Annotated in this window: 11 protein-coding genes; 5 read left to right on the top strand and 6 right to left on the bottom strand. The window is 66.1% G+C overall.

What is annotated here, in order from left to right:
* The first annotated feature begins 4 nt into the window (after positions 1-4).
* Positions 5-778 carry a DUF6390 family protein gene (locus GFS60_RS04640; RefSeq protein ID WP_159919207.1) on the top strand — a complete coding sequence of 258 codons (774 nt, stop codon included), beginning with the start codon at positions 5-7 and terminating at the stop codon, positions 776-778.
* On the opposite strand, the gene GFS60_RS04635 is transcribed toward GFS60_RS04640, so the two are convergent.
* From GFS60_RS04635 to GFS60_RS04610, 6 genes are all read right to left on the bottom strand, one after another.
* Complete coding sequence (locus GFS60_RS04635) at positions 766-1707, bottom strand: SDR family NAD(P)-dependent oxidoreductase (protein ID WP_159919205.1); 942 nt, start codon at positions 1705-1707, stop codon at positions 766-768. The two genes, GFS60_RS04640 and GFS60_RS04635, sit on opposite strands and share 13 nt — an antisense overlap.
* On the bottom strand, positions 1704-3014 hold the full coding sequence (locus tag GFS60_RS04630; protein ID WP_236603373.1) for an MFS transporter: 1311 nt from the start codon (positions 3012-3014) through the stop codon (positions 1704-1706). Before GFS60_RS04630 ends, GFS60_RS04635 begins: the two co-directional genes overlap by 4 nt.
* A gap of 82 nt (positions 3015-3096) precedes the next feature.
* Entirely contained in the window at positions 3097-4329 is a 1233-nt protein-coding gene (locus GFS60_RS04625) for an alpha/beta hydrolase (protein WP_159919203.1), read from the bottom strand.
* Entirely contained in the window at positions 4326-4571 is a 246-nt protein-coding gene (locus GFS60_RS04620) for a hypothetical protein (RefSeq protein WP_159919201.1), read from the bottom strand. The genes GFS60_RS04625 and GFS60_RS04620 overlap by 4 nt, the downstream gene beginning before the upstream one ends.
* Complete coding sequence (locus tag GFS60_RS04615) at positions 4568-5212, bottom strand: VOC family protein (protein ID WP_159919199.1); 645 nt, start codon at positions 5210-5212, stop codon at positions 4568-4570. Before GFS60_RS04615 ends, GFS60_RS04620 begins: the two co-directional genes overlap by 4 nt.
* Positions 5213-5235: 23 nt before the next feature.
* Positions 5236-5994 carry a maleate cis-trans isomerase family protein gene (locus tag GFS60_RS04610; RefSeq protein ID WP_159919197.1) on the bottom strand — a complete coding sequence of 253 codons (759 nt, stop codon included), beginning with the start codon at positions 5992-5994 and terminating at the stop codon, positions 5236-5238.
* 281 nt (positions 5995-6275) lie between these two features.
* Here GFS60_RS04610 and GFS60_RS04605 point away from each other — a divergent pair, with 281 nt between their 5' ends.
* From GFS60_RS04605 to GFS60_RS04590, 4 genes are all read left to right on the top strand, one after another.
* Positions 6276-8378 carry a hydantoinase/oxoprolinase family protein gene (locus GFS60_RS04605; RefSeq protein WP_159919195.1) on the top strand — a complete coding sequence of 701 codons (2103 nt, stop codon included), beginning with the start codon at positions 6276-6278 and terminating at the stop codon, positions 8376-8378.
* 11 nt (positions 8379-8389) lie between these two features.
* The gene (locus tag GFS60_RS04600) at positions 8390-10714 is read left to right on the top strand and encodes a hydantoinase B/oxoprolinase family protein (protein ID WP_159919193.1); all 2325 of its coding nucleotides are present in this window, start codon (positions 8390-8392) and stop codon (positions 10712-10714) included.
* A 43-nt stretch (positions 10715-10757) separates the two neighbouring features.
* A complete protein-coding gene (locus tag GFS60_RS04595; RefSeq protein WP_159919191.1) occupies positions 10758-12446 on the top strand; it encodes a (2,3-dihydroxybenzoyl)adenylate synthase in 1689 nt (562 codons plus the stop codon).
* A gap of 178 nt (positions 12447-12624) precedes the next feature.
* Positions 12625-14208 carry an FAD-dependent monooxygenase gene (locus GFS60_RS04590; protein WP_159919189.1) on the top strand — a complete coding sequence of 528 codons (1584 nt, stop codon included), beginning with the start codon at positions 12625-12627 and terminating at the stop codon, positions 14206-14208.
* The last annotated feature ends 32 nt before the right edge of the window (positions 14209-14240 follow it).

Here is a 14240-nt window from a genome sequence, read left to right as displayed (position 1 = left end):
TGCCATGGTGTCGCTCGAACATTCGGTGCTGCCGGGGCACCGCCTGTTCGCGCAATACGCGCACGCCCCGAATGCGCTCGGGTATTGTGGCCCTCCGGGTTCCGAGCGACTGCAGGCGCTCGCGTGCGGTCAGGCCACCGACGTCGATGTGCTCTCGCTGGCACGGCAGTTCAGCGGCGCCTGGCCGTATCAACAGGTGATCGCGGAACTCGCGGGCATCGCCGACCCCCTGGACGAGCGGGTGGTCCGTGCCTACTGGACGGCCGACGACCTGATCGACCGCATTGACCGATCCCAGTTCGGCGCAACCCTCCTCGCGCGGCTGGCGTCGACAGCGGGACATTACTGGAAACATCTGACCGGGGAGCTCCTCGTCGAAGCGGCTCCGACACACAATTTCCATGTCTTCGGCGTCTACCCGTGGTCGCGGCTACTCGACACGGGGATGCCGCAACCGCTGCACGTCCTCGACTCGTGCCGGATCAGCTGGGGCGAGGTGGTGGGGTTCACGGCCGACCGGGCAGTGGTCCGTTCACGACCGCTGATGTTCGAGCACGGACAGCTCTTCCTCGGACCCGACCGGGAAGTGCCCGCCGACTACACAGTGCCCGAGGGAGCCTTCGTCCCCGACCTCGCCGTCGGCGATCGTGTCGCGGTGCACTGGAATTTCGTCTGCGACCGGCTCGACGCCGCCCAGCTCGACCGCCTCGCGCAGCAAACGGAATGGCAACTTGCGCAGACCAACCGGAGGTTGTATACGGCTGGTCACTCCGGGTAGCAGTCTCCTCTGTCGGGTGTGGCCCGGATTGCGGTTTCGACGAAGTGCTGAATCTGGGCTGCAGTGCTGTCGGTGCCCGACTGCGCCGTCGAGTCGTTGATCTGAGGCCAGTGACGGACAACGTCTTCTGGGGTTCTGGCATCCGTGGGGAGGAAGACGCCGTGGGCTTCGAGCATGCGGCTGACCGCGAACGTTCCACCGCCGGCGCCGAGGATCGTCTTGGTCGGTGCATCCTCGGAGACCAAGAACAGCGCACCGGGCGTAATCGACTCCGGAGTCAGAAGTTCGGCGGCCGTGACGTCGAAAATCGATTCGGTCATGGAAGTCGTCGCGAGGGGCGCCAGCGCATTGACTCGAATGCCCTTGGATTGCCCCTCGATCGCGAGCACGTTCATCAGGCCGACGAGCGCCGATTTGGCTGCGGCGTAGTTCGCTTGCCCGAAGTTGCCGTAGATCCCGGACGCGGAGGTCGTCATGAGAATTCGGCCATACTTTTGGGTGATCATGTGCGGCCATACGGCTTTACTGCAGTGCACGCCACCCATCAGATGGACGTCGAGGACTGTGCGGAAGTCGTCGATGCTCGCGTTGCGGAAGCTGGCATCTCGCAGAATTCCGGCGTTGTTGATGAGGATGTCGACCCGGCCCCATGCGGACAGGGCCCGGTCGACCATGGCGGTGACCTGCCGATAGTCGGTGACGTCGGCGTAGTCGGCGATTGCCGAGCCGCCGCGGGTGGTGATGTCGGCGACGACCCGGTCTGCGGGCGTGTTCGGAGTGTTGTCGGCGGAGCTTTCGTCAGCGGATCCAGCGATGTCGTTGACAACGACGTGAGCGCCGCGGGCTGCGAGGGCGCGGGCGTGGGCGCGGCCGAGTCCGCCGCCGGCCCCGGTGACGATGGCGACCTGGCCCGTGAAATCAATGGTCATGACAGTGCTTTCTGTTCAACGTTCTCAGCGACAGGGATGGCCGCGTCGGCCGCGGTATGCCGCGGTACGAGCAGCGTCAGTACGGCGCCGACGACGGCGGGGACGGCGAAGGCGAGCAGTTGCCAGGTGGTGCCGGCGCCGAGTGCGACGAAAAGTCCCCCGTAAGTGGGGCCGATGATCGCACCGATCCGGCCCACTCCCAATGCCATGCCGAGCCCGGTGGCCCGGCTGGATGCCGGGTAGAAGGTGCCGACGAAGGTGTTGAGCAGGATTTGGGTGCCCGTGGTGCCCACACCCGCGAGCAGTACCAGTAGATAGATGACCGCGAGCGGCGGGGCGGTGGCGACGAGCAGCAGAGACACTGCGGCAATGACGAAGAAGGTTGCGGTGACGGGTTTTATGCCGTACCGGTCGGCGAGTACGGCACCGATGAGTGCGCCCGCCGCGCCGCCGACGTTCAGGGTGAGCAGGAACGACAAGGCGGCGCCCAGCGGGTAGCCGGCCGACTTCATGAGCGCGGGAAGCCAGGTCGCGACGCCGAACAATACGAGCAGGCAGACCAGGGTCATGCCCCAGAACAGCAGCGTCGCGACAGTGCGGTCCGCGCCGAACAGTGCGCGCAGCCCGCGTCGGGGGCTGGGCGCGGCCAGAGCGGAGCTCGCGGCGTGCTGGAGGTGATAGCGGTCGGCGATCGCCGCCGCGGCCTCATGCCGGCCACGAGCATTCAGATAGGCCGGTGACTCCGGCAGGTATCGGAGCATCACCGGAAGGAAGACGAGTGCCGGCACCATCCCGGCCAGGAACATCGCCCGGAACCCGTACTCGGGCACGAGCCACAGCGACAGCACTCCGGCAAGTATTCCGCCGATGCTGGTGCCGACGAACCCGAGCGCCACCGACCGGGCCCGAGCACCCGGTTCGGCGAACTCGATCAAAGTTGCTGCTGCGGTCGGCATCAGGACACCGGCCCCGAGTCCCACCGCAACACGCCCGACCCCGAACACTTCGGGGCTGGGTGCGAACGCGCACACCCCCATCGCCGTGGAGAAGACGAGGACGGCGGTGAGGAGAGTGCAGCGGCGGCCCCAACGGTCGGCGACGGCCGCGGCGAGCAGGGCGCCGACGAGCATGCCGACTCCGGCGAGGGATCCGAGCATTCCCACCTGGGTGGCGTCGAGGTTCCAGGAGTCGTAGCTCAACAGTGAGGGGACCACTGTTCCGTACATCAGGAGGTCATACCCCTCGAGGATCAGTGCCATGAGGCAGAGTCCGACGACGGGCGCGGCAGGGGCGATACGGGCAGACATCGGTGTCTCCGCTCGAAGTGACATGACCACGCTGTCCCACTGGAGGCAGGTCAGAGTGAATGCATCGGTGGCTAGGGACGCGTTACGTGCAGCGGGTTTCGAGCCACGCGCCGATCTCGGCGGCGGCCAGGCTGGCGCCGGTGGGGGCGCCGTCGCGGATCGGCCCTCCGAAGTGGGTGCCGGCGACGCGGACGTGCGTTGTGTCGGTCGATCCGAGGGCGTCGACCATCATTGTGGCGTCCTCGGGGAAGCACGCCTGATCACCGGTGAGTTCGACAAACAGTGTCGGGGCGGTGACGGCGGGAGCACAGCGGAGGAAGTCGGCATTGCTGCTGAGACCCGACCAGGTAGACAGCCAGGCGTCCGGAGTGGCGAACCGTCCGAAGCCCACGAGTCCGTAGTTGGTCAGGTCGGGTCGCCGGCCGAACAGTGACCCGTAGGGACGCTCGTTCGGGCTCAGGGACAGGTCGGTGAACCTGAGGTCCGCGTCGGTGCGGTACACGCTCAGGACGCGGGGCGCTAACGCGGCGCGGCGATCCGCCGAGTCCGCGGTGCGCTTGTATCGGCGACGCGCATCGGCGGCTTCGTCGACTCGTGCGCGGGCGATCGCGTCGAGGCGGGCGATCCGGCCGTGCTGCGCTACCCGGTAGCGGGTGACGAAATCGGGTGGATACGAGGAACTGTGCGGCGGTTCGGCGAAACCGTTCGCAGGATCGAAGGGGTTGAGGTCGGGATCGGCGGCGAGGGGGTCCGACTCGTCGGTGACCGACGGGTCGATCAACCGCAACAGCAGTGCCCCCTGTCCGGGGTGCGGGGCCATGAAGATCGCCGCGTCGGGCAGCGGCATCTCGGCGCCGGGGAGATCGATCGGTCGTCCCGCCGGGGTACGGGCCAATCGCTCCTCTGCCGGTAGTGCGGCCTGCTGGTGATAGAACGCGAAGAGGGTCCCGCCTCCGGAGTGCCCGAGACTGACGACGTACTCGAACCCTTTCTCCCGCAGGAACACCTGTCCGGCCGCGGCATCCAGCAGCGCCTGCTCATGCACCAGGGCGATGTCGTTGTTGACCGACCGGGTGCCCTGCGTCCACACCGCGAACCCACGGGCGAGCAGTTCGGGAACGAGCACATGATGAGTCAGATCCTGACGCGGGTGCATCAAGGTGACGACGGTGCGCGCACCAGGAACGACCCGCAGCACGCCGGAGACCGTGGCACCGTCGGCGGTGGCGAGCTCGTGCGTCGACGTCACCGTGGCCTCGGGAGCTCGAGCAGCGTCGATATATCGGCCGGCGCCCAACCGTGAGTCCTCACTCATCGCGGCTCGACCCGCATGACGTCCTTGTCCCACTGCGTAATTCGAGACTGCGCCAGCCCGGCGACACTGCTGTACCAGACGGCGTGGCGGCAGCCGGTGGCGCGGCGGTCGATGACGATGGCCGTCTCGGAGACGATCCGGAAGTAGGGACCGACGTGGTCGACGGTGACCGCCGGATCCTGACCGGCGACTTCGGCGACCGCGGTGTTCTCCGGGACGTCGAGGACGAACAAGGTCGTCATCGGGTCACCACCTCCTTCGATTCTTGTTCCTGCTGCCAGGCGGCCGCGCGTTCGGTGATCAGTTCCGCCTTGCGAGTCAGCAGGGCGGCCATGCTGGGATCGGGGCCGGTCACCACGTCGACGAGGGCGTCGATGGTGAGGTTCGCGTCGAGATCTTCCTGCGGGGTGACCGGACGCAGCGCCCGGGTGATCTCGATCATGTACCCGTTGGGGTCATGGGTGTAGATCGACTCGATCGTCTCGTGCTGGATCTGCATCTCCACCGGCCATGCGCTGTGGTCCAGTCGCCGCCGATATTCCGTCAGGTCTTCCTCGCTGTCGACATGAATGGCCAGATGACGCGAGCGGATGAAGAAGATGGGCACGTCGTCATCGAAGCGGGAGTACGAGTCGCCCTGCGGTCCGCCGTCGAAGGGTTCGAGGCCGAAGTAGTAGAAGAAGGCGAGCCGGTCGTCGTTGCCGATGTCGAAGAAGAAGTGAATGAAGTCGGGGTGTTTCTCCGGTCCCCAGCCGGCGGCGCAGATGGAGTGTACGACCGGGAACCCGAGAACGTCGCGATAGAACTTCACGGTGGCGGCGGGATCGAAGGTCGGATAGGCGACGTGGTCAACGCCTCTGACGGTGTGCTGAAGTTCGGACATGTGAACTCTCCCAAAGGGTTCGGTCAATGACGGGCGGCAGCCGGCGCGTCGGCGCGCAGCAGACTTCCGGCTCCGGGAATGTCGACGTCGAGGTCGAGTGCGCGCAGTAGGCTGTAGGCACCGGCGGTAGCTGCCGACAGCACCGGCAGGTCGAACTCATCTTCCGCGCCTTCGACGAGGTCGAGTGAGGGCATCTGCACGCAGGCGGAGATCACCATGGCATCGGCTCCGGTGCGGTCGAGCGATCGTGCCGCTTCCATGACCCGTTCGCCGGGTATGCAGCCGACCTCGGCGTTGTCGGAGACCTCGAGAGCGCGCCAGTCGGACACCGCAATGCCTTCCGCCTCGATATAGGCGACGACCTGCTCGGCGAGCGGAAGCATGTAGGGCGTGACGAGGATGATCCGTTTCGCGTCGAGGGCATGGAGCGCTTCGACGAGGGCGCCCGCGCTGGAGCGGACCACTGCGTCGGAACCCCCGGTCGCCAGTTGCTCGGCGACCAGGCTTTCCACGCGTTGGTGCTCCCCGGGTCCCACCGACATCAGGGCGACCAGGCATGCGTAGAGGATGGCGTCGACGCCTGCGTCACCGAGTTCGAGGATGCACCGCTCGCGCTGAGCGTTCATCGCTCGCAGTTGTTCCGGAGACACCGCCTGCATCCGCATGCGGCTCGAGTGGAATGAGAACCGGGCCTTCGCATGTCGGCCGAGCAGGGCCGGCATTTCCGTTTCGACGGTCACATTCGAGCTCGGTACGACGAGTCCGATGCGGTGAATGCCCATGGCGTAGTCCTTCTGATTGGAATGGCAGCGGGGAGCTCGGTCCGCCCTGCCGGATATTTACGTTCACGACGATTATTCGACGCTAATGACGATTCGTCAAGCCTCAGGGTTGGCGGGCCTCAGGGCAACAATGCAGATTCGAGTCACGTTCGTGTCCGTCCTCACATTCAGCACTTGACAGGTCGTCAGTCACGTCGAATAATCGACATTGACGTAAGGAGGTGTTCGAGGATGACCTCACACCCCGTCGCATACCCCCGGCACGAAGGAGCACAGCGGCAATGGCATATGTAATCGGAGTGGACGTCGGTGGCACGTTCACCGACGCGGTGTTGGACGACAACGCCGGCACTGTTCTCGCCGCCAAGGCTCCCTCGACCCCGCCCGACTACTCACGCGGCGTGATCGACGTTCTCGAGGTGCTCGCCGAGCAGCTGGGATGCCCGATCGAGGAGATGCTGGCAAACACGCACCACATCGCTCACGGCACCACCTCGTCCCTGAACGCCCTCGTCATGGGCAACGTGCCCCCGGTCGGCTTCCTCACCACCAAGGGCCACCGCGACTCGATCTACATCATGAACGTCGAAGGACGTTATCTAGGCAGCTCGCCTGAGCAGCTCCAGAATGTAATGGGACAGAGCAAGTCCCACGGTCTCGTCCCGAAGAAGCACGCCCTGGAGGTGACTGAGCGGCTCGACCGGGACGGCAATGTCGTCGTCGCCCTCGACGAGGACTCCGCCCGCGAGTCCATCCGCCAGCTCCTCGCCGAGAAGGTGTCGGGGATCGCGGTCTCGCTGTTGTGGTCGTTCCGCAACCCCGTGCATGAACAGCGCATTCGCGAACTCGTCCACGAAATCGACCCGACGATGTTCGTTTCCCTGTCGAGCGAGGTGAGTCCCCGCATCCGCGAGTTCGCCCGCAACGCGACGACCATCATGAGCACCCAGATCGGGCCCGGGCTCCGGGACTACCTCGGCGAATTGGAGTCCAAGCTGCGCAAGCTCCAACTCGCGGGACCTCTGCTGGTGATGCAGAGCAACGGTGGCGCAGTCGCCGCCGCGGAGGCACCGAAGAACGCGATCAGCACAGTCGGATCAGTGCTGACCGGCGGTGTGGTGGGCGCCGTCTCCCTCGGCAAGCAACTCGACCACCGCAACATCATCGCCACCGACGTCGGCGGAACCACCTTCCTCGTCGGACTCGTCGTCGACGGGGAGCCCGTCCGCTCCTCCAGCACGATCATCAACCACCATCCGATCAACGTGCCGACCCTCGAGGTCCACGCCATCGGCTCCGGCGGTGGCGCCATCGCCTGGATCGACGCCGGTGGCAACCTGCAAATCGGCCCGCACAGCGCGCAGGCCGTCCCGGGCCCGGCCTGTTACGGCCAGGGCGGCACCGAACCGACCAACGCCGACGCCAATCTGGTGCTGGGAATCCTGCCCGAACGCGGCCTCCTCGGCGGGCGTAAACCGCTCGACAAAAACCTTGCGCGCGAAGCGATCCGCACCAGAATTGCCGAGCCGCTGGGTCTGTCGATCGAGGACGCCGCCGCGGCCATCTACGCGGTCCAGAACGCCCAGACCGGCGACCTGCTTCGCAAGACCGTGGTCGAGGCCGGCCACGATCCCCGGAACTTCGTCCTCTACGCCTTCGGCGGGTCCGGCCCAGCCCACTGCGCTGCCTACGCCGCCGAGGTCGGTGTCCGGGAGGTCATCGTTCCGCTCGGCCAGGTCGCGTCGGCCTTCTCGGCGTACGGTCTCGCGTCGTCCAACATCGTCCTCGCCGCCGAACTGTCCGACCCGGCTGCCATGCCCCTCGACCCCGCCCGCGCCGAGCGCAACTTCACGCAGCTGGAAAACCAGGTGCTCGAACAGATCAACCGACAGGGCTTGACGTTCACCAGCGTCGAGATCGAGCGTGAGATCGACATGCGCTACACCATGCAGCTCGCCGAGGTCGCCACCCCGATCCCGGCCGGAGACCTCGACGCAGTCGGGATCGCGCAGGCGTCGGATCTGTTCGAGCAGCGGTACGCCGAACTCTACGGAGAGGACAGCGGATTCCGGGAAGCCGGCATCCAGGCGATTACCTACCGGGTGCGCGCGACCGGCATTCTGCCCTTCTCCCCCACGCTGCCGGAACTGAAGTCCGCGGACTCCGCCGATGCATCCGCCGCCAGGATCGGCACCCGCAAGGTCTGCCTGAACGGCCGGATCGGATACGTGGACACCGACGTCTACGACTACAGCAAGCTGCTCGGCGGACACGTACTGTCCGGCCCGGCGATCGTCGAGGTCCCGACGACCACCGTCGTCGTCCCCCACGGCACCACCGGCACCGTCGACCGTCTCGGCAACCTCAACATCGTCGCCCACTAGGAGCACCGAAGATGACCATGCAAATTCCCGGCGCCGAAGTTTTCTCGAGCCGACCCGTCGACCCCGACGCGCTCTCCCGATCCCTTCCGCCGACGCTGGAAGTCCACACCGTCACCGACGAACAGATCGACAACCTCGACCCGCTTACCTATGAGGTCATCCGGCACCGTCTGTGGTCGGTCACCGACGAGATGGGTGAGGCACTCAAGCGAATGTCCGGCTCCCCCATCGTCACCGATGCAAACGACTTCGACTTCGCCATCAGTGACGAGCTCGGCCAGGAAGTTCAGGTCGGCCTCTACAACACCATGCTCGTCGGTGCCGTCGACCTCGCGATCTACTGGACCCTGCAGCACCGCGCCACCAATCCGGGCATCACCGAAGGTGACATGTTCTTGTGCAACGACCCCTGGGTCGGGGGCGGCCTGCACCAGAGTGACGTGATCGTCTATCAGCCGATCTTCCACGAAGGCAAGCTGTTCGGGTGGACCAGTGCGATCTGCCACGAGCCCGATCTCGGCGGATCCGGCCTCGGGTCCTTCGACCCCGCAGCCAAGGATGTGTTCTCCGAGTCGCTGCCCACCCCGCCGATCAAGGTGGTCCGCGACTACGAACTGCAGCGCGACGTCGCCGATGCCTGGGTACGGCGCTCGCGGGTCCCGATGCTCGTCGGACTCGACTTGCGGGCGAAGATCGGCGCCAACACGGTCGGCCGCAATCGGCTTCTCGCCGTGATCGAGCAGTACGGTGCCGACACCGTCAAGGCCGTGATGAAGCGCATGATGGCCGACGCCGAGAGTCGGCTGCGGGGCAAGCTCACCTCACTGCCCGACGGAACCTGGAAGGCCACCGGCTACCAGGACCAGTCACACACCGGGGACCGCGGCGTCCACAAGATCACAGTCGCGATGACCAAGACCGCCGATCACCTCACTTTCGACTTCACCGGCACCGACCCCCAGACCGGCGTCATCAACTGCACCTACGCCGGCATGCGCGGCGGCGTCATGCTGGCTCTGCTGCCGATCCTCGCCGGCGACATTCCGTGGTCCGCGGGCGGGCTGATGCGCTGCTTCGACCTCGTCGCCGAGGAAGGGACGATCAACAACGCCACCTTCCCCGCCGCCGTCAGTCGCGGCCCGATCGGACCGGCGTGGCTCACCGGCACCCTGATCGCCGAATGCCTGTCCCAGATGCTCGACCGCTCCGTCGATCTCGGCACGAGTGTGCAGGCCGCCTGCTGCGGCACCTGGGACACCGCGGTGATCGCCGGTCTCGACGAGCGCCCCGAACAATCGGTACCGTTCCTCAACATCATGATGGAACCCATGGCGGGCGGATACGGTGCGCGCCCAACCGCCGACGGCATGGACACCGGTGGCCTGTTCTGCATCCCGATGGGCCGCATTCCGGACACCGAGATGACCGAGTTCCTCTATCCGCTACTCACCCTGTGGCGTCGCGAGGAACCCGATTCCGGCGGACCGGGACGTCACCGCGGCGGTGTCAGCGCCTCCATCGCCATCACCCCCTACGGCACCAGCCTGCCTATGGGCCTTGTCTTGGCATCCGCAGGCAAGGCCGTCGCCCAGAACAACGGACTCGCCGGCGGATACCCCGGGAATACCGGGGTCGAGGTGCTTGCCCGCAGCACCGACATCGTCGAGCAATTCGCGGCTGGCCGCATTCCGGGGTCGCTCGACGACCTCGGCGGCGGTCGTGAACTCGGAGCCTGCTACGCCGAGAGCTATGTCGCCCCCGGCGAGGTGCTGTACATGCACTGGCAGGGCGGCGGCGGATACGGCGACCCCTTGCTGCGCGACCCGGCCGCGGTGGCCGCCGACTTCCGCGAGGGCAAGGTCACCGCATCCGGTGCCGAGACCGTGTACGGCGTCATCCTCGATGACGGCGCCGTCGACGAGAATCGAACCTCGGATCGTCGAGACGCGATGCGCACCGAGAGGCGAGAGCGCTCCGGTGCCACACCGATCGACGCCCCCACACTCGATCTGACCGGCGCTCGCCGACTCGACGACAACCTCGCCGAGGTCACCATCGGAGACACCCGCGCCATCGCCTGCGCCCAGTGCGGACGACTTCTCGGAGACGACAAGAACAACACGTCGCTCGATCTGGCACGGTTCGAAGGTCCGTCGTCGACCGCCGGACCACAGGTCACGTCCGACCCGGCCGAGTACGTCGACACCCCCGTCGTATTCCGGCAGCTGTGCTGCCCGGGCTGCTGGACCGCCATCTACTCCGGCATCGTGCCTGCCGATCACCCGGACCACGCCCTCGAGCTGGCACGGCTTCTGCCTGCCGTCACGGAGCGATGATGTTTCCCGCCGGCACAATCAGGACCAGCAGAGGAGATCGACCGTGACATTCTCGGACTGGGGTAGGCGCCTTGTCCCGTTCCCGGAGGATCGGGCCGATCACTACCGCGCAAGCGGTGCGTGGAGTAGTGATCCCACCGGGCAGCGACTGCACGAGATCGCCACCCGCTTCCCGGACCGGTCGGCCGTGATCACCGCGGAACGGGAAATGAGCTTCATCGAACTCGACCGGCGCACCGACCAGATCGCGGCCGGGCTGATCCGGCTCGGTCTCCGGCGACTCGACCCGGTCATCTTCCAACTGACCAACCGACTGGAAACCGTCCTCGCCTGGTACGGCTGCGTCAAAGCCGGGCTTATTCCGGTGGCGACGCTGGCCGCGCACCGCATGCACGAAATCGGGAACATCAGTCGCAAGGTCGGCGCCGTTGCGCACATCGTCGAGGCGAGTCTGCCGACTTTCGATCTCGTCGGGTTCGCCCGCGAACATGCCGCCGACCATCCCACTATTCGCCATATCCTCACCGTCGCCGGCGGCGCCGACGGCGCCGAACCGAGACTCGAGGAACTGGGGCTGGACATCCCGGTCGCGTCGGCGCGAGCGATCGTCGAGCAGACCGAGGCACAGACCGACCCACTCGACGTCGCGGCTTTCCAACTTTCCGGCGGCACCACCGGGGTCCCGAAGGTCATTCCACGCATTCACGCCGAATACTGGAACAACGCCCTGCTCTACGCGAAGCGACTCGGTTGGGACGAACACAGTCGTGTCGCACATCTGATTCCGATCATCCACAACGCCGGGATCACCTGTGGTTTGCACGCAGCGCACTCGGTCGGTGCCTGCCTGATCCTGGCCACTGCCGACGCCTCCTCGGCGTTCGAACTGATGGCACGGGCCCGGGCAACCGAGGTCCTGATCGGGCACGGTCACTACCAGGCCGTGCTGAGCCCGGACTTCGACAAGGCCCGCGCATCACTGTCCCGCGTCGTACTGTCCGGTGCCAAGGTTCCACTCGAACTGTTCGAGCGTGTCGACGACGGTGCCGGCCACTGGGCCGGGCAGCTGTTCGGCATGTCCGAAGGCCTGTTCACGGTGACTCCGCCCGGTGCCCCCACCCTGGCGCGACTGACGACAGTGGGCACCCCGGTCGCCGCGGACGATGAAATCCGCATCCTCGAGCCCGGCACCGAGAACGAACTCGGCGACGGAGAGGTGGGAGAACTGTGTTGCCGAGGCCCGTACACGATCCCCGGCTACTTCGACGCCCCGGACCACAACCGGGAAGCCTTCACCTCCGACGGCTTCTACCGCACAGGGGACCTCGCCGCGATCACGATCATCGACGGTGAGCGGTACCTGTCGATCGAAGGCCGCATCAAAGATCTCATCAACCGTGGCGGGGAGAAGATCAACGCCGAAGAACTCGAACTGCTTTTGCTCGCACACCCCGGAGTCGCAAACGCGGCGGTCGTCGCCATGCCCGACCCGCGACTCGGGGAAAGAACCTGCGCGTACCTGGTGGCCACCGACGGAGAACCGCTGCCACTCAGCGATATTCAGGCACATCTGGCGAAACTCGGTGTGGCCAAGTTCAAATGGCCCGAACGGCTCGAATGGGCCTCGTCGTTGCCGCACACGAACGTGAACAAGATCGACAAGAAGCGATTGCGTGCCGAGATCGCAGCGAAAGTGGCCGCCGAGGCAGAAGTGAGTCACACGGTCGTCTGAACCAACGGTTCACCACCTTTCGGGGCATGCCTCAGCGAGGCATGCCCCGAAACCCATGCCGGGGCCGGGGCGTCGCAAAACCGCAACACCGGAGCTACTCCGAGATCGCCACATGTCGAATTGACCATTCGACAGCTGCGTAGAATAATCTACCTAAACGTCACAGACTGGAGTTGTCATGAATCTCGAGCGAGTCGCAGTACTCGGCGGCGGGCCTGGTGGCCTCTACACCGCGAGACTGCTCAAACGCAGCCACCCGGACGCCGAGGTGACGGTCTACGAACAGAGCCCCCCGGATCAGACATTCGGCTTCGGCGTCGGTCTCGCCTCGCGCACTCAGCGCAACCTCCGGGCCGCCGACCCGGCGTCACTCGAGGCGATCGTGGCAGCGGCCCACCCCCACGAAATGTCGATGCAGGTCGGCGATCAGATCGCACGGCTGGCACACGGAGACCTTCTCGCCATCGCGCGCACCACCCTGCTCCACGTCCTCCAGCAGCAAGCGGAGAACGCCGGCGTGCGACTGCATTTCGGCGAACGACGCGACGCAACAGAACTCGACGCGGACCTGATCGTCGCTGCCGACGGGATCAACAGCGCCACTCGCACCCAGATGGCCGACACACTCCGGCCCCGCATCGACACCGGCGCCGGCCTGTATCTCTGGTGCGGAACAAATTTCGCGCTTCCCAGCGCCATCTTCATCCCCGTGACCACCGAACACGGAACCTTCGTCGCGCATGCCTATCCCTACGCCCCCGACCGCAGCACCTTCCTCATCGAGACCGACGAGGAAACGTGGCGGCGGGCAGGGTTCGACGTCTCCACCGACAAGACCGCACCGCAGGACAGTGACGACTTCGCGCTGCAGTACCTGCAGGATGCGTTCGTCGACACGCTGCAACATCACCCGCTCATCGGCAACCGCACCCGCTGGATGCGCTTTCGGACCGTCTCGTGCGGGCGCTGGCACAGCGGCAACGTTGCCCTTCTCGGCGACGCCGCCCACACCGCGCATTACTCCATCGGCTCGGGAACCAAGCTGGCGATGGAGGACGCCATCGCCCTCGACCGCGCACTCACCACGGCCCCGACCCTCGAAGACGCCCTTGCGGAGTACGAGCGGGTACGGCGTCCCGCCGTCGAATACCTTCAGCAGATCGCGCACCGCAGCGAACTCTGGTGGGAATCCTTCCCGCGACGCATGAACCTTCCCGTCGAACAGCTGATGATCGCCTACATGACCCGCGCCGGAAAGGTCAGCGTCAGCAGATTCCACGAGTCCGCACCCGACCTGGTTCGTAAGGGGCTGGCCAGCTACGCGAACGCACCCGTCGACTCTGTCCCCAGCACGGCCATCGCGGACTGGATTTTCGAGCAACCGCTCGACCACGACAACGACCGGTTCGAGCACCGGATCGCACCGCCAGAGCTGCGTGAGTCGGCGACCACCGTCGTACTCGATGTCGATCTCGACTCAGCTCGAGACGCCGAAGCCACCGACCTCGTCGAGTCCACAAGGAACGCGCGTCTTCTGTGGCTCGCCGGCCCCCCTACCCGGGCTGCCGTGCTCACCCGGCTCGATCTCGCCGAACGACTCCGCCACCACACCGATGCCCTGGTCGTCGTCGAAGCCCCCACCTCATGCCGCGAAGATATCGCCGCCGGTCTGGCCAGCGCACGCATTGACCTTGCATTCTTCGACGAGCCCGCATCGACACCGGCCGATCCCGTGTTGGCCAGGTTCGGGGCCTCGGGATGAGCACCCGGCCCGTGTCGGGCTCCCGTTATCCT

It is taken from the genome of Rhodococcus sp. WAY2, from assembly GCF_009859915.1.
GTDB classification, from domain to species: domain Bacteria; phylum Actinomycetota; class Actinomycetes; order Mycobacteriales; family Mycobacteriaceae; genus Rhodococcus_F; species Rhodococcus_F oxybenzonivorans.
The sequence above is the reverse complement of the archived record's forward strand: the minus strand, read 5'-3'. Positions and strand labels throughout refer to the sequence as shown.

Excerpts from the sequence above, each read along its gene's own strand:
- GFS60_RS04635 (WP_159919205.1), bottom strand. The coding sequence starts at position 1,707 with ATGACCATTGATTTCACGGGCCAGGTCGCCATCGTCACCGGGGCCGGC.
- GFS60_RS04620 (WP_159919201.1), bottom strand. The coding sequence starts at position 4,571 with ATGACGACCTTGTTCGTCCTCGACGTCCCGGAGAACACCGCGGTCGCC.
- GFS60_RS04640 (WP_159919207.1), top strand. The coding sequence starts at position 5 with ATGGTGTCGCTCGAACATTCGGTGCTGCCGGGGCACCGCCTGTTCGCG.
- GFS60_RS04615 (WP_159919199.1), bottom strand. The coding sequence starts at position 5,212 with ATGTCCGAACTTCAGCACACCGTCAGAGGCGTTGACCACGTCGCCTAT.
- GFS60_RS04600 (WP_159919193.1), top strand. The coding sequence starts at position 8,390 with ATGACCATGCAAATTCCCGGCGCCGAAGTTTTCTCGAGCCGACCCGTC.
- GFS60_RS04630 (WP_236603373.1), bottom strand. The coding sequence starts at position 3,014 with ATGTCTGCCCGTATCGCCCCTGCCGCGCCCGTCGTCGGACTCTGCCTC.
- GFS60_RS04590 (WP_159919189.1), top strand. The coding sequence starts at position 12,625 with ATGAATCTCGAGCGAGTCGCAGTACTCGGCGGCGGGCCTGGTGGCCTC.
- GFS60_RS04610 (WP_159919197.1), bottom strand. The coding sequence starts at position 5,994 with ATGGGCATTCACCGCATCGGACTCGTCGTACCGAGCTCGAATGTGACC.
- GFS60_RS04605 (WP_159919195.1), top strand. The coding sequence starts at position 6,276 with ATGGCATATGTAATCGGAGTGGACGTCGGTGGCACGTTCACCGACGCG.
- GFS60_RS04625 (WP_159919203.1), bottom strand. The coding sequence starts at position 4,329 with ATGAGTGAGGACTCACGGTTGGGCGCCGGCCGATATATCGACGCTGCT.